General features: G+C 72.2%; 17 protein-coding genes. 6 read left to right on the plus strand and 11 right to left on the minus strand.

Annotated elements, in window-relative coordinates:
- Positions 1–12 precede the first annotated feature (12 nt).
- Together ACT26F_RS13030 and ACT26F_RS13035 are read right to left on the minus strand one after the other, a co-directional pair.
- Positions 13–681 carry a histidine phosphatase family protein gene (locus ACT26F_RS13030; RefSeq protein ID WP_471670973.1) on the minus strand — a complete coding sequence of 223 codons (669 nt, stop codon included), beginning with the start codon at positions 679–681 and terminating at the stop codon, positions 13–15.
- Between the two features lie 2 nt (positions 682–683).
- The gene (locus tag ACT26F_RS13035) at positions 684–1,667 is read right to left on the minus strand and encodes an NADPH:quinone oxidoreductase family protein (RefSeq protein ID WP_471670974.1); all 984 of its coding nucleotides are present in this window, start codon (positions 1,665–1,667) and stop codon (positions 684–686) included.
- Between the two features lie 72 nt (positions 1,668–1,739).
- Between ACT26F_RS13035 and ACT26F_RS13040 the strand changes: the two genes are divergently transcribed.
- The 3 genes from ACT26F_RS13040 to ACT26F_RS13050 all read left to right on the plus strand — a co-directional run bounded on the left by ACT26F_RS13040 (position 1,740) and on the right by ACT26F_RS13050 (position 6,000).
- Positions 1,740–3,140, plus strand: a complete 1,401-nt coding sequence (locus ACT26F_RS13040) for a hypothetical protein (RefSeq protein ID WP_471670975.1) — start codon at positions 1,740–1,742, stop codon at positions 3,138–3,140.
- A gap of 63 nt (positions 3,141–3,203) precedes the next feature.
- Entirely contained in the window at positions 3,204–5,021 is a 1,818-nt protein-coding gene (locus ACT26F_RS13045) for an endonuclease/exonuclease/phosphatase family protein (protein ID WP_471670976.1), read from the plus strand.
- Between the two features lie 475 nt (positions 5,022–5,496).
- Entirely contained in the window at positions 5,497–6,000 is a 504-nt protein-coding gene (locus ACT26F_RS13050) for a hypothetical protein (RefSeq protein ID WP_471670977.1), read from the plus strand.
- A gap of 32 nt (positions 6,001–6,032) precedes the next feature.
- On the opposite strand, the gene ACT26F_RS13055 is transcribed toward ACT26F_RS13050, so the two are convergent.
- From ACT26F_RS13055 to ACT26F_RS13090, 8 genes are all read right to left on the minus strand, one after another.
- On the minus strand, positions 6,033–6,782 hold the full coding sequence (locus tag ACT26F_RS13055) for an enoyl-CoA hydratase-related protein (RefSeq protein ID WP_471670978.1): 750 nt from the start codon (positions 6,780–6,782) through the stop codon (positions 6,033–6,035).
- Positions 6,779–7,633, minus strand: coding sequence for an alpha/beta fold hydrolase (locus ACT26F_RS13060; RefSeq protein WP_471670979.1), 855 nt, complete (start codon positions 7,631–7,633; stop codon positions 6,779–6,781). Before ACT26F_RS13060 ends, ACT26F_RS13055 begins: the two co-directional genes overlap by 4 nt.
- Positions 7,634–7,655: 22 nt before the next feature.
- The gene (locus tag ACT26F_RS13065; RefSeq protein WP_471670980.1) at positions 7,656–8,333 is read right to left on the minus strand and encodes a nitroreductase; all 678 of its coding nucleotides are present in this window, start codon (positions 8,331–8,333) and stop codon (positions 7,656–7,658) included.
- Between the two features lie 74 nt (positions 8,334–8,407).
- On the minus strand, positions 8,408–8,842 hold the full coding sequence (locus ACT26F_RS13070) for an OsmC family protein (protein WP_471670981.1): 435 nt from the start codon (positions 8,840–8,842) through the stop codon (positions 8,408–8,410).
- 80 nt (positions 8,843–8,922) lie between these two features.
- Positions 8,923–10,119 carry a Fic family protein gene (locus ACT26F_RS13075; RefSeq protein WP_471670982.1) on the minus strand — a complete coding sequence of 399 codons (1,197 nt, stop codon included), beginning with the start codon at positions 10,117–10,119 and terminating at the stop codon, positions 8,923–8,925.
- A gap of 116 nt (positions 10,120–10,235) precedes the next feature.
- Positions 10,236–10,493 (minus strand): HPr family phosphocarrier protein, encoded by a 258-nt coding sequence (locus ACT26F_RS13080; RefSeq protein WP_471670983.1) that lies wholly within the window; start codon positions 10,491–10,493, stop codon positions 10,236–10,238.
- 11 nt (positions 10,494–10,504) lie between these two features.
- Positions 10,505–12,565, minus strand: coding sequence for a PTS fructose transporter subunit IIABC (locus ACT26F_RS13085; protein WP_471670984.1), 2,061 nt, complete (start codon positions 12,563–12,565; stop codon positions 10,505–10,507).
- A gap of 14 nt (positions 12,566–12,579) precedes the next feature.
- Positions 12,580–13,521 (minus strand): 1-phosphofructokinase family hexose kinase, encoded by a 942-nt coding sequence (locus tag ACT26F_RS13090; RefSeq protein WP_471670985.1) that lies wholly within the window; start codon positions 13,519–13,521, stop codon positions 12,580–12,582.
- 165 nt (positions 13,522–13,686) lie between these two features.
- Between ACT26F_RS13090 and ptsP the strand changes: the two genes are divergently transcribed.
- The 3 genes from ptsP (at position 13,687) to ACT26F_RS13105 (ending at position 19,140) form a co-directional block, all read left to right on the plus strand.
- Positions 13,687–15,336 (plus strand): phosphoenolpyruvate--protein phosphotransferase, encoded by a 1,650-nt coding sequence (ptsP, locus tag ACT26F_RS13095; protein ID WP_471670986.1) that lies wholly within the window; start codon positions 13,687–13,689, stop codon positions 15,334–15,336.
- Between the two features lie 59 nt (positions 15,337–15,395).
- Complete coding sequence (locus ACT26F_RS13100; RefSeq protein ID WP_471670987.1) at positions 15,396–16,856, plus strand: SDR family oxidoreductase; 1,461 nt, start codon at positions 15,396–15,398, stop codon at positions 16,854–16,856.
- A gap of 184 nt (positions 16,857–17,040) precedes the next feature.
- Entirely contained in the window at positions 17,041–19,140 is a 2,100-nt protein-coding gene (locus ACT26F_RS13105) for an MMPL family transporter (RefSeq protein ID WP_471670988.1), read from the plus strand.
- 28 nt (positions 19,141–19,168) lie between these two features.
- On the opposite strand, the gene ACT26F_RS13110 is transcribed toward ACT26F_RS13105, so the two are convergent.
- Positions 19,169–22,438: a BTAD domain-containing putative transcriptional regulator gene (locus ACT26F_RS13110; RefSeq protein WP_471670989.1), complete on the minus strand. Its 3,270-nt coding sequence runs from the start codon at positions 22,436–22,438 to the stop codon at positions 19,169–19,171.
- Positions 22,439–22,585 lie beyond the last annotated feature (147 nt).

Below are 22,585 nucleotides of genomic sequence, written 5' to 3' on the forward strand. Positions count from 1 at the left end.
GGTCTCCTCGATTCAGCGAAAGGTGATGTCCGACGACGGCAGGTGGCCGTGGTCGTTGAAGGTCAGGACCCGGGGGCCGGTCGCACCGACCATGATCGTCGTGACGCTTGAGTTCACGACGACGTCGTTGAGCCGTTGGAAGGCCACGTCGTCACCGGTGACCAGGTGGGAGGCGACCATCGCGATCGGTCCGCCGGAGGTGAACACGAGCACCTTGCGGCCCTTGCCGGAGGCCAGCTCGACGGCGCGGCCGAAGGCGGCCATCACTCGGTCGCGGAAGGCGACGTAGGACTCGCCGGTGTCGTTCTGGCCACCGCGCCACGCGTCGAGCGCGACGTTCAGCGCCGCCTGGAACTCCTTGGCACCCAGGGTCATGGCGGTCGGGTCGTGGGCCTGCGCGATCGCGAGGTGGTCGTACTCGTTCCAGCCGTCGTCCACGTCGTAGCCCGAGAGCGGGTCGGCGAGGTCCTCCTCGCCGAGGCCGCTCGCGTCGATCGACGCGATCGCGGTCTGGGCGTGCCGCAGCATCGACCCGGCGATCGCGTCCGTGAAGACCGTGCCGCCGGCCTCCCACGCGGTCCCGAGCGCCGCCGCCTGCTGCGTGCCGAGGGCGCTGAGTCGGTCGTAGTCGTCGGTGCCGAACGACGCCTGACCGTGCCGGACAAGGTGGATCGTCCCCACGCTCAGACCTCGAGGACGAGCTTGCCCGTGGCCTGCGCACGGTCGAGCGTGAGCAGCGCCTCGGAGGCCTGCTCCAACGGGAACGTCCCACCGACGATCGGCTTGAGCGCGCCGGACTCGAGGTGCTCGGCCATGGCCTCCCACTCGCGCTTGATGTGGCCCGGGCGCTTCATCGCGTAGGCGCCCCAGCCGACGCCGACGACGGAGATGTTGTTCAGCAGCAGCCGGTTCACGGGCACCTTGGGGATGTCCCCGGCGGTGAAGCCGATGACAAGGACGCGGCCGTCGTCGACGAGGCAGCGCAGCGAATCGGTGAAGCGGTCCTTGCCGGGCTCGCTCCCGGGCGCGTTGCCGACCGGGTCGACCACGATGTCCACACCGCCGAGCGCCGTGACCGCGTCCTTGAACCCCTCCGAGAGGACGTACTCGTCGGCGCCCGCGGCGACCGCGATCGCGCCCTTCTCGTCGGTGGAGGTCACGGCGATCACGCGCCCGGCACCGAAGGCCTTCGCGACCTGGATCGACGCCGTGCCGACACCGCCGGACGCGCCGTGCACGAGCACCCGGTCGCCCTCGCTCAGGCCGCCACGCTCGACGAGGCCGAAGTAGGCCGTGCCGTAGTTGAAGATGAACGACGCGCCCTCGGCGAAGGTGACCGAGTCGGGCAGCGCGAAGACGAGGGTCGGGTCGGCGACGACCTGGTCGGCGAAGCCGCCGAGCATCGGCAGGGCCGCGACGCGGTCGCCCGCCACGAAGCCCGAGCCCTCGGGCGCCTCGACGACGACGCCGGCGATCTCGGCCCCGGGAACGAACGGCAGCGGCGGCTTCAGCTGGTAGCGGCCGCGGCTCTGCAGCAGCTCGGGAAAGGCGACACCGGCCGCCTTGACGTCGATGAGGACCTGCTGATCGCCACGGACGGGGGCGGGGACGTCGGAGACCTCCACTGCCTCGGGACCGTCGAGGGACGTGATCTGGATCGCGCGCATGGAGTGAGCGTAGCGGATTTCTAAGCGCTTGCTTAGTGCCGGCCGCAAGAACCTGAGGTTATCCTCAGGTTCATGGCCTCCGGAGTGCGGTTCCCGACCGACAGTTCCACCGCGACCGCTCGTGCCGTCGTTGCCGACGCGCTGCGCAAGGTCGACCCCGTCGGCGCTCGTTCCGCCGAGAACGAGACGAACTGGCGCCGCGGGTACCTCACGCACTTCGCCCGCCTCGTCGAGGCCGGGATCGCGACCCCCGAGGACGCGGTGACGATCGCCCGGGAGGGCCTGCGCAGCATCGGCGAGCAGATGCGCTGCGGCGACCTGAGCCTCGCCGAGGCCATCGCGGGAGCGACCACCGATCCGGACTGGTCGACGGCCGAGATCGTCGGTGGCGCCGAGCCCGAGACGGAGCTCTCCGTCCCCTACCGGGGCCGACGCCTCGCCGGTGCCGACCTCGACGACCAGCTCGACGACTGGGTCGCCCGCGGCATCGTCGAGCAGACGTTCGCGGACGCGATCCGCACGGTGCGCGACCACCCCGAGTGGCTGCGACTCGAGGGCGACACCGTCGTGGTGCTGGGTGCGGGCGCGGAGATGGGACCGTACCGGTCGCTGCTGCGCTGGGGCGCCGACGTCGTCGCGGTCGACCTGCCTCGCGCCGACGTCCAGAAGCGCGTGCGCGACCTGGCCCGCGAGGGAGCAGGACGCGTCCGCGTCCCCACCGGCGGCAAGGAGACCGGTGCCGACCTGCTGCACACGATGCCGGCGCTCGCGGCGTGGCTCGAGCGGCTCGACGGCCGGCTCGTCCTCGGCAACTACTGCTACGCCGACGGCGGGACGCACGTCCGGCTCTCGGTCGCCGCGGACGCGATCGGCACCCACCTCGTCGCGCGCCGTCCCGACACGGCGCTGGCCTACCTCGCGACGCCGACCGACGTGTTCGCCGTGCCGAGCGAGGCCGTCGCGACCTCGAACGAGGCCTACGCGTCCGGACGGCGGGTGCTGCGCACGCCGATGCGGGTGCTCAGCGGCGGGCGCCTGCTGCAACGCAACTACCCCCCGGGAGCCGAGATCGGCGTGTGCGACGCGCTCGTGCCGCAGCAGGGACCGAACTATGCGTTGGCCAAGCGCGTGCAACGCTGGCGCGCCGCGGCCGCGCGCCACGACGGGACGACGGTCTCGCTCAACGTGGCCCCGGCGACCCGGACCGCCTCCGTCGTGAAGAACCGTGCGCTCGCCGCCGCCTACGCCGGGGCGCACCGCTTCGGCGTCGAGGTCTTCGACCCGGCGACCAGCAACGTCCTGATGGCCGCGCTGCTCGTGCACGACCTGCGGGCCGGGCGTACGCCGCTCGCCGATCCGTGGCGCGAGGAGGCCTTCGCCGCGGCGCACGGCGGCCTGTGGACCGCGGCCTACCACCCGCGCTCGGCACTCGGCCTGGCCGCCGTGCTGGGCCTCGCCGGCTCCCGCGGCTGAGCCCGGCTCACCGCGGCCCGGGCACGCCGCCGGGCGAACGGGCCGACCCCCCACACTGGTGCCATGGGCTCGAGCCGCTGGGACGTGAGGTTCGCCCTCGCGGCGGGGACGTGGCTGCTGCTTGACCTCCTGCGGGCGTGGACGCCGACGCTCATCACGATCTTCGGCCGGGCCGCCGAGACCCCGCCCGAGGCCATCGGCGCCTTCGCGCTCGGCTGCCTCCTCGTGCCCGTCCTCGTCGTCGCCCTCGTGGGCCGGTTCCCGGCGAGCCAGCGCATCGTGGCGGCCGTCGCCCTCGCCGTCGCGATCGCGGCACGCGTGGCCCTGCAGTTCACCTCGGGCGGGCGGCCCCACCTGGCCGTCGCCTCCGCAGGCGTCGTCGCGATCGTCGTGTGGCTCGCGCTCGTCCTGCCCCGCCATCGCGACATCGCCGTCCTGGGCGTGACCGCGGGCATCGCCGTGTCCGTGACGACGCACGCCGCGCTCGGCACGTGGGGCGCTGTGTGGCGCCACGACCTGTGGTCCTGGCTGCTGCTGGCCTGGCAGATCGCGTTCCTCGTGACGGCCGGCTTCTTCCGCGGCACCCACGCGAGCGACCGAATGGGCGCGCGCTTCGCGTGGACGCTCATGCCGGGCCTGTTCCTCGCCGGAGTCGTCGTCGCTAACGCCGGCCGCGCGTCGGCGACCATCGTGGGGATCGGTCCCGCGGTGGCGTCCTGCGGCGCGGTGCTCGCCGTCGCGACGTCACTGCTCCCGGTCCGCCGCTGGTCGGCGTGGCTCGCGGGGATCCTGCTCGTCGCCGCCGTCGCGGCGTCCGCCGTTGGGACGACCGCAGACGGCCTGCTGCCGACGTGGACCGTCGTGTCGTTCCTGGTCGGGATGCCCGCACTCGCGCACGTGTGGCAGGCGTCGAACGTCGGCGACCGGGGCGGGCCGCTCGCGGTGACGCTCGGGGGGCTCGTGTGGGTCGCCCTGCTGTTCGCGTACTACGCCGGCTACGACGTCGGCTACCGCGCGGACTGGCTGCTGGTCGCGGTGGCCCTCGTCATCGCCGTGGTCGCGGCGACGGCGCGACCGGCCGTTCCGGAGCGGGTCTCCTGGCCGGCGGTGCTCGGCACCGGCGTGCTCGCCATCGCCGCCGTCCCGGTCGCGTACATCGGTCCGTACGCGACGATCGTGGCCGCCGAGGAGCAGTCGGGGCGGTCGGACCGGGTGACCGTCGCCGCGTGGAACCTCCGCATGGGCTTCGGGATGGACGGCACGTTCCGGCCGGACGAGGTCGCCGCCGTGCTCGGCCATGCCGACGTCGGCCTGCTCAGCGAGGTCGACCGCGGCTGGTTCCTCAACGGCGGACAGGACCAGTTGGCGATCCTGGGGCGGCTGCTCGACCGCAAGGGCTGGTTCGGGCCCGCGGCCGACCCGGTGTGGGGCGATGCGGTCCTGCTCGGCAGCACCGACGCCGAGGTGACCCGGCACCGGCTGCCGTCCCACGGCGCCGTGACCGGGGCGCAGGCGATCGCGGTGCGGGCCGACTCGCACGCGGTCACGTTCGTGGCGACGCACCTGCAGCCCGCCGACGGGGACGAGGGCGTGACCGCCCAGGCGACCGACCTGCTGAGCTGGTTGGACACGCTCGACCACCCCATGATCGTCGGCGGCGACCTCAACCTGCGTGAGGGCTCCGACGGCTACGTCGCGATCGTCGGCACGGGGCTGCGCGACTCGTCACCCGGTGGCGCGCTCACGTTCCCGGCCGACGCGCCGGCGAAGCGCATCGACTACCTGTTCTCCTCCCCGGAGCTGGACCTGCTGAGCGTCGCGACGCCCGACGTGCTCACGTCGGACCACCTGCCCGTGTTCGCGACCTACGCGCTGCAGTGACAGTTCATAGCTAGCCCCGTTGAATCTATTAGCAGCCCCGACGGTCGTTACCGCTAGAGATGTGAGCTGGACGCATTAGCCCCAGCAGACCCGATGGGTCCGGCTGTCGCAGGGGATGGTCGCAGCGGCAGCTTGGCGGCCAGGGAATCCGCGAGCTGGTCCAGCGGAGGTCTCGGCGAGGGGGCCGATCCGGCGTGCGAGTGCTCCGATCGACTCCAGTGCGTCGGGCTCGAGCCGATCAGGCCGGTCGCCTGAGCCCGGACGATGTTGCCAACGCAATAGCTCGTCTGAAGGCGTGGAGTGCCCGGGATCCTCGCCGAATGCGAACTGCGACTACCTGCGCACGTGATCATCGACCCCAGTTGCCTTGGCCCAAGATTTTCAGACGTTTCCTGACTCACCAGCAAGACCTGCGGCAGACTGCTCGGCGCAGAGAAACCTCAGTCATTTGCGAGTCAGAGAGGCCTTCCCAACCGTGCACCGTCACCGCTTCGCCAACAACGTCGCCATCACGCTCGGAATCCTGCTGCTGGGTGTCGTCGGGGGCTGCCAACCGTCAGGCAATGACTACTCGGCGTCCGATGGATCCTCGAACGCGGACGCGGCAACGCACACGGAATCACCCGCAAGCGACGTGGACGAAGCGCCTGCGTCAGATGAAGCCCTTCAAACGTACGTCGCAAAAGCGCAAGCTTCGGTTCCGAAACTGAAGCAGGCTTTCAACGGATATTCGGACATACGAATCAAGGCGGAAAGTCCCGGAACGCTGGTGTACGAGTACGACTTTGAGGAACCGGTCGAAGATATCGGCGCAGCCCTGGAGTACATGGACGGGATGGTGCCAACGCTTCAGACTGCAGCTGACACTCAAGTGTTTCCGGAGATGGTCCGAGAGGGGATCGCAAATCCGCAGGTTCGATATGTCTACTTCGACAGCGATGGTTCGAAGTTCTGGTCGACGACGATTGAACCTTCATAGTCGGGAAATGACGCCCGCGACCGTGCCTGGCGCTAAGCCCCGGTGAAGTCCGCCGGGCGCTTCTCGGCGAACGCCTGCACGCCCTCGCGGTGGTCGGCGCTGGCGCCGAGGAAGGTCTGGCCCTTGGTCTCCCGGTCGATGACGTCGTCGAGTTGGGCCAGGGACGCGGCGTTCACGGTCGACTTGATGCGCGAGTAGGCCAGCGTGGGGCCGGTCGCGAAGCGGTCGACGATCGCGTCGACGGTGCCCTGCCACTCCTCGTCGGGGACGCAGTGCGAGATCAGGCCCGCGGCGAACGCCTCGGGGTTCGGCAGTCGCTCGCCGGCGAGCAGCAGCCGCATCGCGCGGGCCCGGCCGACGGACGCGGCGATCAGCGCGTGGGCGCCGCCGTCGCCCATGAGGCCCACGTTGACGAACGCCTGCAGGAAGTAGTCGGACTCGCGGGTGACCTGCAGGTCGCACGCCAGCGCGAGCGAGCTGCCGATGCCGGCCGCGAGGCCGTTGACCGCGGCGACGACCGGGAACGGTGCCTGGGTCAGCGTGTGGATCGTGCGGTCGGCGGCCTCGAGGATGCCCTCGTTGACCGCGCCGGGCACCATCACGGCGCCGCTGCAGAAGGCCCGACCCTCGCCGGACAGCACGGCGACGCGGACCCCGTCGGTGTTCGAGAGCTCGGCGGTGATCGTCTGGAGCATCTCGGTCGTGACCGAGTTGAGCCGGTCCGGGCAGGTGAGCGTCAGCCGCAGCACGCCGCCGGCGCGCTCGATCGTGAGGTCGGTCATCGTCTTCTCCATTGTCCGAGCAGGGTCTGCAGTACGGCGATCAGCGCCACCGGCTGGTCCAGCATGATGTGGTGTCCGGCGTCGGGGATCACCGTAACGGGCACGTGCCCGCCGAGCCGCGAGCGGATCTCCTCGGTGATGTCGGTCGTGGCCATCCCGCGCTCGCCGCGCAGCAGGGCGACCTCGCACTCGCTGCGTGCCACGTCGTCGGGGCTCATCGAGGAGCGCAGGAAGACGCGCGGGTCGAACTTCCACGTCCAACCCTCCTCACCCCGACGGATCGAGCCGCGCGCGATGTGGTCGCGGACGTAAGGCAGCGACGCGTCGTCCGCGGGCAGCGTGCGAAAGCGCGAGACCATCGTGGCCGCGTCGGGGTAGGTGGGCATCGTGACGGCGGCACGGTCGGCCTGCCACGAGCGCGCCTCGGCCGAGAGGGCCTGCACGGGCGAGTCGATGGCCGCCGCGCCGAGCAGATCGGCACCGTGCTCGCGGGCCGCCGTCAGCGCGACGAAACCGCCCATGCTGTGACCGAGGACCACCGGCTTCTCGGCCGACTCCGCCGCGGCGACGGCGAGCAGCTCGCGCGCCCAGGTCTCGAGGGCGTACCTGTCCCGTTGGCCGCTGTCGCCGTGTCCGCTGAGGTCCGGCGCCAGCACCCGGTGGCCGACCGCGAGATGCGGTCCGACGTGGTCCCACCAGCCCGAATGGGCGGCGCCACCGTGGACCAGCATCGCGACCGGGTCGCCGGGGGTCCCCCACGCGCGGTACGCGATGGGCGTGCCCTCGACCTCGATCTCGTAGTGCTGCGGCCGCTGGTCGAGCGCCCAGCGGAACCACTCGGGAACCGTCATGCCGACACCGTCCGGGGCTGGCTCATCGGTGGAATCTCACGAGCTCGTCGAGATCCGCGCGGCCGGCGCGGAAGGAGTTCGCCGGGTGCTCAGGATCGGCGTACCCGAACGAGATCCCGCACACGACGCTGCGGTCGTCGGGCAACCCGAGCCAACCGCGCAGGAACTCGGACTTCTGAGCGAGGGCCGCCTGGGCGACCGTGGCGACGCCCAACGCCTGCGCAGCCAGCAGGAAGGACTGGACGAACAGCCCGCAGTCGATCGCGGCGTACGGTCCCAACGACGTGGGCGCGGAGATGATCGCGACGTGGGGCGCACCGAAGAACTCGAAGTTCCGGAGCATCTCGCGGCCCGAGCCCTCCCGGTCGCCCTTCGCGACGCCCACGGCCTCGTAGAGTCGCCAGCCGACCTCGCGGCGGCGCTGCGCGTGGATCCCCTCGTAGCCGGGCGGGAACGGATAGTCCGAGCCGAGCGACGGGTCCACCATGAGGTCGGCCTTGAGCCGCGCGGTGGCCTCACCGGTCACGACGTCGACCTGCCACGGCTGCACGTTGCACCACGAGGGGGTGCGGACGGCGGCGGTGAGGATCGCGCGGACGTCCTCGTCGGGGACGGGGACGTCGGTGAAGCCGCGACAGCTGAAGCGCGAGGCCAGCAGCCGGTCGAGGACGTCGAAGTCGGTCAGGACGTCATCAGCCATGACAGCACGGTAGGGCATCGCGTCACCACCGGCCCAGTTCCGGTCAGCGGTGACGGTTTCTCGTTGCCGGCGGCTCAGGGCCGGACCTGCACGACCTTGATCGGGGCACCCTGCTCGATCGTGCGGCTCACGGTGCAGATCTTGTGGTGCACCTTCTCGATCGCGTCGGGCAGCCGCTCGGTCATCTTGCGGCCGTCCTCGGTGTCCTCGAACGTCACGTCGACGGTCACCCGCAGGTCGGTCATGCGCGTGCCCCCGTCCTCGTCGCGGACCTTGTGTCCCTCGACGGCGATGTCGAACCGGCGCGGCTCGGCGCGCTTCGTCAGCGCCTCGATCGACACGGCGTTGCAGCCGCCCAGCGCGACGAGCAGGAGCTCGACCGGGGTGAAGTCGGCGTTCTGGCCCTCGCCGATCGTGATCACCCCACCGCGGGTGTTCTCGGCCCGGTACTCCATGTTCCCGGTGCGGACGAGGTGGACGCTGCGCAGGGACGACTCGCTATCGCTCATGGCTCCGACCCTAGGTGGCCCGCGCCGCGCGGGCACCCGCAGTGCCGTGCCTGCCGTCGTTCATCCTGGTCGGCGCTGCCTCATCCGGGTCGCCGGATCGCCGCCGCGAACTCGTCGAGAGCGTCGAGCACCGGGAGACAGGCCCACACGCGGCTCCGGCGCCGACCGCTCGACTCGGTCAGGACGCCTGCGTCGACCAGTGCCGAGATCGCTCGCAGGGCCGCGGGCTTGCCCACGGCCAGCCGGTCGACGACGTACGCGGTGTTCACGACGGGCTGGGCCACGACGAGTTCGAGCAGCGGCCAGGCGGCGGCATCAGCCCTGGCCTGCACCGTCAGTCGCCAGCGGCCGAGCAGCTCGGCCAGCTCGTCGACCAATGCCGTGCCCGTTCCCGCCGCGTACAGGGTCGCCTCGCAGAACCGCCGGACGATGGGCCGCGGGTCACCCGCACGGTACGACGTGAGGGCGTCGACGTAGGTCGGGAGCTCGTGCAGCAGCCCGGCGGACACCGGCAGGGTGGCATGTCGGGTCAGTCCGTTCGCCACCAGCATCGTGTGCACGAGTGCGCGACCCGTGCGTCCGTTGCCGTCCGTGAAGGGATGGATCGTCTCGAACTGGGCGTGGGCGAGCGCAGCATGCGCGAGTACCGGAAGGTCGTCACGAGCGACGAACTCCCACAGGTCGGCCATCGCCGCCGGGACGCGATCGTGGACCGGGGGGACGAACGTCGCGAGGTGCGGGCCCAGTGCCGATCCGCCGATCCACACCTGCTGGTGCCGGTACCGTCCCGCATCCGGATCGACGTGTCCCAGGAGCGCGTGATGCATCGCCAGGATCGTGTCGTCGCTCGCCGCGTCGGCCATCGCCATGGCGGCGCGCATGACCTCGACGTTCGCGGCGACCGTCGCCGCGTTCACGCTGGTCGACTCGTCCAGCTCGAACAGCGCCAGCTGTCGCGCGCCGACCGTGAGGTCCTCGATCTGCGAGCTCGAGGCGGATTCCGTGCGCAGCAGCACACGGTTGAGCGGGCCGAACTCCGACGCCCCGCTCCCGAGCACCGCGTGGACGTGGGCGTCGAAGCGAACAGCCGCCTGGGACGCGTCGTCCAGGAGCGCGCCGGACTCCCCGTCGAGATCGAAGCTCGCGTGGGCGATCCGCGGAACGATCGCTGCCGCATACGGCCCTCGGTGCTGGCGCAGGGCCGTTCGAGAACCGTGTCGGTCCGCGCCGTCCCACGGAATCGACTCGTGGGTGACCTCGGGCCACGTGGTTGTCATGAGCCGATCTTAGTATCGGTTGCCGACACAATCGATACCAACGCGGTGCGATCCGGTCCCGAAGACACGGAACGGCCACCCGCGGTCTCCCGCCGGTGGCCGTTCCGAGTGGTGTGTCAGGCGTCGAGGTCGGCCTCGACGAGCGCGGCGATCTTCTCGACCGCGGCCGCGTCCTCGCTCTCGATCGTGACCTCGGCGCCCTGGGCGGCACCGAGCGTCATGATCATGAGCGCCGAGCCGGCGTCGACCGGGTCGCCCCCGGCCACCGCGAGGGTGACGGGGACACCGGCTTCGGTCACGGCGGCGGCGATGGTGGCGGCGGGGCGGGCGTGCAGCCCGACGGCCGATCCGACGGAGACGGTCTTGCTGGCCATGTGAGGTCCTCTCAGACGGTGACGGGTTCGGCCGCCTGCGCGACCTTCTTGTTGTGCCCGATCTGCTTCAGCGCCGTGACGCACAGCGCACTGACGACAGTACCGACGATCAGGGCCACCAAGAACCACAGGACGTGATCGACGGCGAACAGGACGAAGATTCCGCCGTGCGGCGCGGCGAGCGTGACGCCGCCGGCCATCGAGAGCGCACCGGCGACGGCCGATCCGGCGACCATGGACGGGATGACGCGCAGCGGGTCCGCGGCGGCGAACGGGATCGCGCCCTCACTGATGAACGAGGCGCCCAGCAGCCACGCGGCCTTGCCGTTCTCACGCTCCGGCTCGGTGTAGAGCTTGGGTCGCAGCACCGTGGAGAGCGCGAGCGCGAGCGGCGGTGTCATGCCGGCGATCATCACGGCCGCCATGATCTTCGTCTCGGCCGAGCCGGGGGTCGCGATCGCCGCGGCGGTCAGGCCGGTAGTCGCGAAGACGTAGGCCGCCTTGTTCACGGGTCCGCCGAGGTCGAAGCCCATCATCGCGCCGAGGATCGCACCGAGCAGGATGATCGAGGCGCCGGTCAGGCCGTTGAGCCAGTCGGTCAGGCCCGCGGTGAGGTCGGCGATGGGCTTGCCCAGCACGAGCAGCATCAGCAGGCCTGCGACGAGCGTCGTCACGAGCGGGATGATCACGACCGGCATGAGGCCGGCGAGCCAGCGCGGCACCGGCCGACTGGCGATCCAGTTGGCGATCAGGCCGGCGATGATGCCGCCGACGATGCCGCCGAGGAAGCCGGCGCCGATCTGGTTCGCCAGGAAGCCCATCACGAAGCCCGGCGCGATGCCGGGGCGGTCGGCGATCGCGTAGGAGATGTAGCCGGCGAGCGCGGGGACGAGGAAGCTGAACGCCCACGATCCGAGCAGGAACATCAGCGCGCCGAAGTAGTACAGGAGCGAGCTGCCCAGGAGGGCGTGGTCGCCGGCCTCCGGCAGGTTGGTCAGGGAGTTGTCCGCCAGCACCTTCGCGGCGGGATCACCCGCGACGTCGTACCCCGCGAACAGGAAGCCCAGCGCGATCAGCAGGCCGCCGGCCGCGACGAACGGGATCATGTACGAGACGCCGGTGAGCAGCCAGCGCTGGAGCGCCTTGCCCCAGCCCTCCTCGCCGCTCGACACGCCGCCGTCGGAGCCGGCGCCGGCTCCGCCACCGTCGCCCTCGACCCGGCGGGCCCGCGGGTCGGACGCGGCCGCGACGGCCTCGTCGATCATCTTGGCCGGCTCGTTGATGGCGCGCTTGACGCCGCTGCGGACGACCGGCTTGCCGGCGAAGCGGCTCTGGTCCTTGACACCCACGTCGGTCGCGAAGATCACCGCGTCGGCGGAGGCGATCTGCTCGGCGGTCAGCGGGGTCACGCCCGAGGAGCCCTGGGGCTCGACGGCGAAGTCCAGGCCCTTGTCGGCCGCGGCCTGCGCCAGCGCGTCGGCCGCCATGTAGGTGTGCGCGATACCGGTCGTGCAGGCGGTCACGGCGACGATGCTGCCGCGCTTCTTGGCCCGCGACCCGGTCTCCGCGCCAGCAGCTGCGTCGGCGCCCGGATCGGCCTGGGCGACGGGCTTGAGCTCGACCTCGCCCGTGGCCTGGTCGACGAGCGCGATGATCTCCTCGGGCGACTTCGCGGCGCGGAGCGCCTGGGTGAAGTCGGCCCGCACGAGCGCCCGCGCCAGCGACGAGAGCAGCTTGAGGTGGGCGTTGCCCGAGCCCTCGGGCGCGGCGATCATGAACACGATGTCGGCGGGGCCGTCGGGCGCGCCGAAGTCCGCCTTCTGCGAGAGCCGGGCGAAGGCGAGGGTCGGCTCGGACACCGTCGCGGCGCGGCAGTGCGGGATGGCGATGCCACCGGGAACTCCCGTCCCCGACAGCGACTCGCGGGCCTTCGCCGCATCGGCGAGGTCATCGGCGGAGGCGGCACGACCGGCCGCGGTCACGTTCTGGGCGAGCGCCTCGATCACGGCGTCGGAACTCGACCCGAGTTCGACGTCCAGCGCCACCAGGTCGGGGCTGATCAGTTGGGTCATCGTCTTTTCCTTGTTCAGGCCGGGTCGACCGGGATGGCCGTCGGCAGGGGTCCGAGATCAGAGGGCGTGGGCAGCGTCGAGCCCGCGAGGGATGCGGCTGCCGCACCATGGGACGCCGCGCTCGCGAGGCGTTCGGCGGGGGCATGGCCGGCGACCTCGGCGACGAGGTAGCCGGCGAGGGACGAGTCACCGGCGCCGACGGTGCTGCGCACGGTGATCGGGACGGGCGGACAGAACCACGAGCCCTCCTCGGCGGCCAGCACGGCACCGGCTCCCCCGAGGGTCAGCAGGACCGTTGCGATGCCGTGCTCCGAGCGCAGCTGCTGCGCCCGGGACGCGGCGTGGGCCCGGTCGGACTCGATCTCGTCCGGGTCGCACTGCAGCAGCTCGGCGAGTTCGTCGGAGTTCGGCTTGAGCAGGTCGGGGGCCGATCCGTCGACCGTCGCGGTCAGGGCGGCTCCCGACGTGTCGACGGCGACGCGGACGCCCGCCTGCTGCAGCCGCGTGGTCGTGGTGGCGTACCAGTCGTAGGGGACGCCGGGCGGGAGTGAGCCGCTCAGGACGGCCCAGCCGCCGGGGGTCGCGGTGGCGACGAGGGTGTCGGTGAGGGCCTCGATCTCGGCGTCGTCGAGCTGGGGCCCGGGCGAGTTGACCTTCGTCGTCGTGCCCTCCGGCTCGGCGAGCGTGAGGTTGACCCGCAGTCTGCCGGAGACCGGCACGGCCCGATACGTCAGGCCGATCCCGTCAAGGGCCTTCAGCAGTGGCTCGTCGGCGGCGCCCGGCAGCACGGCCGTCACGGGGAGGCCGGCGTCGTGCAGGACGCGGGCGACGTTGATGCCCTTCCCGCCGGGGTCGTCATGGGCGAGCTGGCTGCGTACGACACCGCCCCGCTCGAGCCGCTCGAGCAGAGGGACGAGGCGGTCGATCGCGGGATTCGCGGTCACGGTGACGATCACCTGACGCTCCTTTCGCATCCCGATTCCAGACTGTCACGACACCGACATCTCCGCGCTGTGGCTTTATGTGGGTTTACGTGTTGTTTCGCATTGTTCTATGTCACAACGTGGGACATTGTCAACACATATCTGTCGAATGGATCACATCGGCGATACGGTCGTGGCGTGACCACCGTCTTCTCCGGCACCGCCGTCGTCCCCGGGATCGGCGTCGGCCCCGTCGTCCGTCCCGCCCCCAGGCCCACCGTCCCCTCCCACGAGGAGGTCGTGGACGCCAGCACCACGACCGTCAGGTTCGGCACCGCCGCCGCCGAGGTCGCGCGCCGCCTGCGCGCGCGCTCCCAGGCCGCCAGCGGCGCCGCCTCCGAAGTGCTCTCGGCGACCGCAGGTCTCGCCGAGGACCGTGGCCTGGCCACGTTCGTCTCCAAGCACGCCGCCCAGGGCTCCGGTCCCGCCGCGGCCACGGCAGCCGCGATCGACGAGCTCGCCGCGATGTTCTCTGCGGCCGGCGGCGTCATGGCCGAGCGCGTGACCGACCTCTACGACGTGCGCGACCGGATCGTCGCCGAGCTGCTCGACCAGCCCGAGCCCGGCATCCCCGAGCCCGACGAGCCGTCGATCCTGTGCGCCGACGACCTCGCGCCCGCCGACACGGCGGGCCTCGACCCGAAGAAGATCGTCGCGATCGTGACGAAGCTCGGCGGCGCGACGAGCCACACCGCGATCATCGCCCGGCAGTTCGGCATCCCGTGCATCGTCGCCGTCGCCGACCTCGACCAGGTCGAGGCCGGCAGCCGGGCCGCCGTCGACGGCACGGAGGGCACCATCACGGTCGACCCCGACGAGCAGGCCGTCGCCGCCCTCGTCGAGGAGGACCGCCGCGTCCGTGTGGCCGCGGCCGGGTGGAGCGGCCCCGGCACGACGAGCGACGGTCACCGCATCCAGGTCCTCGCCAACGTGCAGGACGGTCCCGGCGCCCGGGTCGCCGCCGAGCAGCCCATCGAGGGGGTGGGCCTGTTCCGCACCGAGCTGAGCTTCCTCGACCGGTCGACCGAGCCCACCGTCGACGAGCAGGCCGACATCTACGCCGCCGTGTTCGACGCGCTCGGCACGAAGAAGGTCGTCGTCCGCACGCTCGACGCCGGCTCCGACAAGCCGCTCGCGTTCGCCTCCCAGCGCGACGAGCCCAACCCGGCGCTCGGCGTGCGAGGGCTGCGCATCGGCCTGGCCGACCCGGCGATGATCGACCGCCAGCTCGACGGCATCGCCGAGGCGGCCCGACGCTCGTCGGCCGAGGTGTGGGTCATGGCGCCCATGGTCACGACCGAGCGCGAGGCCAAGTGGTTCGCCGACCGGGTGCGCGAGCGCGGCCTGCCCGCCGGGATCATGATCGAGACGCCCTCGACCGTCCTGTTGGCCGACCGCCTGTTCAAGCACCTCGACTTCGTCTCGATCGGCACGAACGACCTGTCGCAGTACACGTTCGCGGCCGACCGCATGGCGCCGACGCTCAGCAACCTGACCGATCCGTGGCAGCCCGCGCTGCTGGCCTCGATCAAGATGGTCGCCGACGCCGGCGCACGGGCCGGCAAGCCCGTCGGCGTGTGCGGCGAGGCCGCCGCGCACCCGCTGCTGGCGTGCGTCCTGGCCGGTCTCGGGGTGACCTCGCTGTCGTGCGCGGCCACCGCCGTCCGCCCGGTCGGTGCCAAGCTCGCCTCGGTCACGTGGGAGCAGTGCCAGCAGGCCGCGCAGGCCGCCCTCGACGCCTACGGCCACTCCGAGGCCGCGCAGGCCGCCGGGGAGATCCTGCGCTGAGACCCGCCGGGAGGCGGGAACCACGGATCGGCCGTTGACTGGACGGCATGCGCTGTCTCGTGACCGGATCCACCGGATATGTCGGCGGCCGACTCGTGCCGCAGTTGCTGGCGGCCGGACACGAGGTCCGTGTGCTCGTGCGCGACGAGGGCAAGGCGCGGGCGCATCCGTGGGCCGACGACGTCGAGATCGTCCAGGGCGACGCGACCGACGGCGAGGACGTCCGACGGGCGTGCGAGGACGTCGACGTCCTCTACTACCTCCTGCACTCGATCGGGTCCGGCGGCGACCTCGTGCGCACGGAGCACGAGATGGCGGCGACGATCGCCGCGGCCGCGGAGGACGCGGGCGTGGCGCGGATCGTCTACCTCTCGGGCATGGTCCCGCAGCACGAGGACCTCTCCCCGCACCTGCGCTCACGCGACGAGGTCGCGCGCGTCCTGCTGGACTCGGCCGTCCCGACGGCGGTGTTGCAGGCAGGCATCGTGATCGGCTCCGGATCGGCGTCGTTCGAGATGTTGCGCTACCTCACCGAACGGCTGCCGGTCATGGTCACGCCGCGCTGGGTCAAGACGCGGATCCAGCCGATCGCCGTCCGCGACGTCCTGCGCTACCTCGTGGGCTGCGCCGAACTGCCCCCTGACGTGAATCGACGCTTCGACATCGGCGGGCCTGACGTCATGACGTACCTCGAGATGATGCAGGGCTACGCCGAGGTGGCCGGACTGTCGAAGCGGCGGGTCCTGCCCGTGCCGGTGCTCACCCCGATGATCTCGAGCCTGTGGGTCGGACTCGTGACACCGGTCCCGTCCAGCCTGGCCCGCCCCCTGGTCGAGAGCCTGCGCAACACCGTCGTCGCCACCGAGCACGACATCGCCCAGTACGTGCCCGATCCGCCGGAAGGACTCATCGGGTTCGCCCGAGCCGTCGAGCTCGCCCTGACGAAGATCCAGAACCTCGACGTCCCGACCCGGTGGTCCTCCGCGTCGACCGCCGGTGCGCCGTCCGAGCCGCTCCCCCAGGACCCGGACTGGGCCGGCGGCGCCCTCTTCGTCGACGACCGCACCCGCGAGGTGGACGCCTCGCCGACCTCCCTGTGGCGCGTGATCGAGGGCATCGGCGGCGACAACGGCTGGTACTCGTGGCCGCTCGCGTGGCAGGTCCGCGGCGTGCTCGACCGGGCCGTCGGCGGCCCGGGCCTGCGCCGGGGACGTCGCGACCACGCCCAGCTGGTCGTCGGCGACGCGGTCGACTTCTGGCGCGTCGAGGCGACCGACGACGCCTCGTTCCTGCGGCTGCGCGCGGAGATGAAGGTGCCCGGCCTGGCGTGGCTCGAGCTCGAGGTCGGCTCCGCCGCGTCCGGCACGACCACGTTCCACCAGCGCGCCCTGTTCCACCCGCGTGGACTTCCCGGGCATCTCTACTGGTGGGCCGTGTGGCCGTTCCACGGCATCATCTTCGGCGGCATGCAGCGCAACATCGCGCTGGCCGCCGAGCGCCTCGAGTCTGACGCGCACTGACCGTCTGATCCTTCGCTCATCTCATCGCAAGCGATGGAATCAGTGCTGTATCAGCATGCCCGCACGCGGTTCTTTGGAGGACGTGCCCGACAGGGCTCCAAGTCACCACCAAGTCGGGCGCAAGGTCTCGGACCGACTCTCGGTGGGACAGATCGACACCTCCCACAGAAGGAACCGAGAGACCATGTCCTCCCTCTTGTACCGCTTCGGCCGCACGGCGGCTCTGCACCCCTGGCGCACGCTCGTCGGCTGGCTCGTCGTCGCCGCGTGCGTCTTCGCCGCCTCGTCCGCGTTCGGCGGCACGACCCAGGACGACTGGAACGTGCCCGGCGCCGAGTCCCAGCACGGGATCGAGCTGCTGCGCGACCACCTGCCGGACGCCGGCAACGCCTCCGCCAACATCGTCGTCCACGACGACGCCGCGATCCCCGCGACGGCCCTGACCTCGCTCACCGAGCGACTCGGGGACGTCGCCCACGTCTCGAGCGTCAGCCCGCCCCGCATCAGCGCGGACGGGCAGACCGCCGTCGTCCACCTCGCGTACGACACCGAGGTGACGAACCCCGACCTGATGGGCAACGTCGAGCCGCTGGAGCAGGCCGTCGAGGCGACCCGCGACGCCGGCTACCAGGTCGAGCTCGGCGGCGACCAGCCGTCGACGGCCGCCGCGCCCATGAAGGGCTACGGCGAGATGATCGGCATCGCCGCCGCCCTGCTGATCCTGCTGATCGCGTTCGGCTCGGCCGTCGTCGCCGGCCTGCCGGTGCTCGTCGCGGTCTCCGGACTCGCCGTCGGGTCGGCCGGGGTCACGATCCTCGCCGCGACGATGGACGTCTCGACCTCGGCCCCGATGGTCGCCTCGATGGTCGGCCTGGGCGTCGGCATCGACTACGCCCTGCTGCTGGTCAGCCGGCACTCGGAGTTCCTCGCGGAAGGTCACGCCGTCGAGGAGGCCGCCGGCCGGAGCCTCGCCACCGCCGGCAAGTCCGTCGTGTTCGCCTCCCTCACGGTCCTGATCTCGCTGCTGGGCCTGGGCCTGGCCGGACTGCCGACGTTCTCGACGTTCGGCTGGGCCACCGCGATCGCCGTCGTCTCCGTCATGCTCACGGCGCTGACCCTCGTGCCCGTGCTGTGCCGGCTCGCCGGCCGCAAGGTGCTCGCCCGGGGCGTGCGTCGCGGCAGGACCCGCACCGGCCGGCCGCTGACCGCTCGCTGGGCCGAGCGGGTCACGCGCCGTCCGCTGCTGTGGGCCCTCGCCGGCACGACCGTGATGATCGCCCTCGCGGCGCCCGTGCTCGACATGCGCACGTGGCCGCAGGACGACGGCAACCAGACGACCGAGGCGACGACCCGGCGGGCGCACGACCTGACCGCCGACGCGTTCGGCGCTGGCGCCAACGGGCCGATCACGATCGTGGTCGACCACGCGGTCGCCGATGCCGCCACGGTCTCCGACGTCCGCGGCGTGCTCGCCGACGACGACGCTCTCGTGTCCGTCTCCCCGGCGATCACCTCGCCCGACGGCGCCGTCAGCGTCATCACCGCCGAGCCGGCCTTCGGTCCCGCGGACGCCCGCACGTCCGATCTCGTCGACGACCTGCGCGATGCGCTCCCGGCCGGCGTCGAGGTCACGGGCCAGACGCCGTTGTTCGCCGACATCGCGGACATGCTCTCGCACCGACTGTGGCTCGTCATCGGGTTCGTCGTGGCGGTGTCGGTGCTGCTGCTGACGCTCGTGTTCCGGTCGGTCGTGATCCCGCTCAAGGCGGCCGCGATGAACCTGCTGTCGATCGGCGCCGCGTACGGCGTGATGACCGCGGTGTTCCAGTGGGGCTGGGGTGCGAGCCTGCTCGGCCTCGACCACGCCGCGCCCGTGTCCAGCTGGGTGCCGATCCTGATCTTCGCGATCCTGTTCGGCCTCTCGATGGACTACGAGGTGTTCCTGCTGAGCCGGATCCGCGAGAAGTGGCTCGACACCGGTGACGCGACGGGCAGCGTCGTCCACGGCCTGGCCGCCTCGGGCAAGGTCATCACGTCGGCCGCGGCCATCATGGTCGTCGTGTTCCTCGGGTTCGCGACGGAGGGCGACCTGGTCGTCAAGATGCTGGGCGTCGGCATGGCCACCGCCGTGTTCCTCGACGCGACGGTCGTCCGGATGGTGCTCGTGCCCGCCACGATGACGCTGCTCGGGCGGTGGAACTGGTGGCTGCCGGCATGGCTCGACCGAGCCCTCCCGCAGGTCGACGTCGAAGGCGGCGAACCCGCCCTCGTCACGACCCGCTAGTACCGGCTCTGCTCAGTACCCGAACTGCTCAATAACCGAACTGGTCCCGCTGGTCGCGCAGTCGCTGCGCGGCCAGCGGGATCTGCCACTGCTCGCACAACTCCTCGGCGCGGTCGGCGTGGGCCTTCGCCGCCTCGAGGTCGCCGAGGGCGGCGTGCCCGCACGCGATGTACTGGTCGACCGGTCCGGAGGCGTTGCCCGACCCGGCCGCGCAGCTGAATCCGGCGAAGGGCGCGATCCGCGGGAGCGCGTCCCGCGCCAGGTCCTGATCGCCGACGTACAGGGCGGCCTCGGCCGCGTTGCACCACGCGAGCATCGAGAACCAGTCGTCGTGGTCGAGGTCCACGGGGTACCGCCGCAGGTGCTCGCGGGCATCGTCGACGCGACCGGCCCGACACAGCAGCGCGGCCGTGACGGGCGTGAGCGGGAGCGGATCGATCTCCTCCATCGCCACGAGAACATCCCCGACGTCGCCCGCCTGACCGCCCCACACCGCGAGCACGAGCTCGGCACCGAGGATGGCCACCTCCGACTGCGGAAGCGTCACGGTCTGCTCGAGCCGGCGCATCCGATCGAGCGTCGCGGCGCACTCCTCGAACCGTCCCGCCATCGCGAGCCACGGGATCTCCAGGCCGTCGAGCACGAGCTGGGCATAGGCCAGGCGCAGCCGATCGGCGTCGACGCGGGTCCGCGCGATCACCTCGCGCATCTCCAGCGGCCGGCCGGCCTCGCCCAGCGCGACGGCCTGCAGCGTCGCCGAGATCACGACGTCGCGGTCGCGGCCGAGCTCGCGGGCGAGCTGCGCGGCCTCCCCGGCCCACTCGACCCGCTCGGGCGCCGTCGCGGCGGTCCACAGCGCACCGACGCCGACCTGCGCGACGTCGATCACGAGGACCGGATCGGCCAGCTCCCGGGCCATCGCCCGCGCCTGGTCGACGAGCTCGGCGCGCTCGGCGAAGGGCGCGGTGTAGTACTGCTCGCTGGCCAGCGCCGCCAGCACGCGACAGCGCAGCGGGGACGGCTCCGGTGGCAGGTCCGCGAGCGCCTCGCGCAGGGCGTCGACCACGACGTCGTTGACCTGACCGTGGTTGCTCGCCTGCCACAGCGCGCCCTGCGTCGTGGCGAGGGCAGCCTGCGCCAGCAGCGCGGAGTCGCCGAGCAACCTCGCCTCCGCGAGGGCCGCGGTCACGTCCTCGGACAGCTCGACCCAGCGCGCGGACCACCGGTGGGCGTCGGCCAGCTCCATCGTGACGTCGTACCGGTCGCGGCCCGTGGCCGACGGATCGCGAGCCATCGCGCCGAGGGCTGCGGTCAACAGGTCGGCCCGGTCCTCGTGGGCATGCAGGTCGCGCGCTACCTCGGCGGCCCGCACCGCCGCGCGCCAGGCCGTGGCGGCATGGGCGGGGCCCGCGGCCAGCCAGTGCCGGGCCTCCTCGGACGGCCGGCCCGAGCCCTCGAGGACCGCGGCGACGACCGAGTGCCTGCGCGCCCGCCGCGACGCGGACAGGCTGCCGTACAGGTGGTCGCGCACGAGCGCGTGGGCGAACGCGTGCCGGTCGATGTCCTCCTCGACGACGAGGCCGGCCGCCATCGCCGGCTCCAGCAGGTCCAGGACCGCCTCCTCGTGGGCGCCGACCACGTCCGCCAACGTCGAGACGTCGAACCGCCGGCCGAGGACCGCGGCGGCGGCGAGCGCCGCGCGGGTGTCCTCGGGCAGCAGGCCGAGCCGGCGGGCGAGCACGTCCTGCACCGCTCGCGGGGTGTCGTCCTCCGCCAGCAGCGCCGCGAGGTCACCGCGCTCGGCGGCCAGCCGGGCGTACTCGACGAGGAAGAAGGGATTGCCGTCCGTGCGCTCCCGGAGGGCGTCCGCCTGGGCGGGCGACGGCGCCGCCTCGGCCACCCTGCCGACGATGTCGGCCACCTCGTCGGGGCTGAGCCCCGTCAACCGCAGCCGCACACCATGGCGGCGCGCCATCGCCTCGGCCACATCGGCCAGCAGGCCCACGGGCTCGGGACGGTCGCGCCACGTCGCCAGCACGAGGAGCCGACCCTCCGTGACCGTCTCTGCCAGCAGGAGCAGGCAGCGCAGGCTCTCCGCGTCGGCCCAGTGCAGGTCCTCGAGCACCACGACGATCGCCCGCCGGTCCGAGGCCGTGCGCAGCGCCGCCAGGATCGCCTCGCGCACGCGGAATCCGTCGACGGCGTCGGCGACGTCCGGGAAGTCGACCCCGAGGCCCGCGAGGACGGAACGCCACGGCCACAGGGGCGGCGCGCCCTCGTCGCTCGAGCACTGGCCGACCGCGACCGTCGCGCCCGCGACCGTCGCGCGCCGACCGAGCTCGGCCGCGAGCCGGCTCTTGCCGATGCCCGGCTCGCCCGTGACGGCGGCGAAGGAGACCGTCCCGGCGAGCGCCGCGTCGAGGCTGCGAGCCAGTGCGGAGAGCGGCACGTCGCGACCGACCATCGGCCAGGGCGCGGTGGCCGCGGCACCGGCCTCCGGCGCCTCCGCGGGCGGGGTCCAGTCCAACGACGCGTCCTGGCGCAGGACCGCGGTCTGCAGGTGGCGCAGCTCGGCACCCGGCTCGATGCCGAGCTCGTCGTCGAGCACCTCCCGTACCTTGCGCAGGACGTCGAGCGCCTCGGCCTGACGGCCGGACCGTGCGAGCGCGAGCGCGCGCAGCCCCCACAGTCGCTCGCGCAGCGGGTGGGCCGTCGTGAGCGACTCGAGTTCCGCGACGACCGTGGCGTGCCGGCCGAGCGCGAGCCCGGCGACCGCCCGGTCCTCGAGCGCCACGAGTCGCAGCTCCTCCAGCCGGGCGCGCTCCGCGACCGCGGCCGGGGAGTCGCCGAGCTCCGCGTAGGGCGTGCCGCGCCATCGGGCGAGGGCCTCGGTGAGCACCGCGACGACGTCCTCGAGCTCGGCCCGCGTCGGCGTCGGCGCCTCCAGCCGGCGGTGCGCCTCGGTGATCTCGCGCTCGAAGGCGGCGGCGTCGACGTCGTCCGCGGGCACCCGCAGGGCGTAGCCGGGAGCGACCGTGACGAGGACCGTGGCGGGTGCCCGGCGCTCCCGGTCGGGCTCGAGCACCTTGCGCAGACCCGAGACGTACGCCTGCAGGGTCGTCGCGACGGCCGGTGGCGCGGCATCGCCCCACAGGTGGTCGACGATCGTGTCCACGCCGACCGGCCGGCCGCCGGAGAGGGCGAGGGTGGCGACGAGCGCCCGCTGCTTGGGCGTGCCGAGATCCAGCTCGACACCGTCCGCCGCAACCGCCACGGGTCCCAGCACCCTCAGCTCCACAGTCGAAGCATAGGGACCGGCGCGCCCGCCCAACAGGGCCATTCCGCCGCCTTGGCGACGGAATCCAAGTCAGCCACCAGTCGGTATCAAGTGATTCCGTCGATGCTCTCGGTGTCAGGAAGCGAAACACTCAACAAGGAGCATCAC

The sequence above is a fragment of the Aeromicrobium sp. SP1 genome (assembly GCF_055663785.1).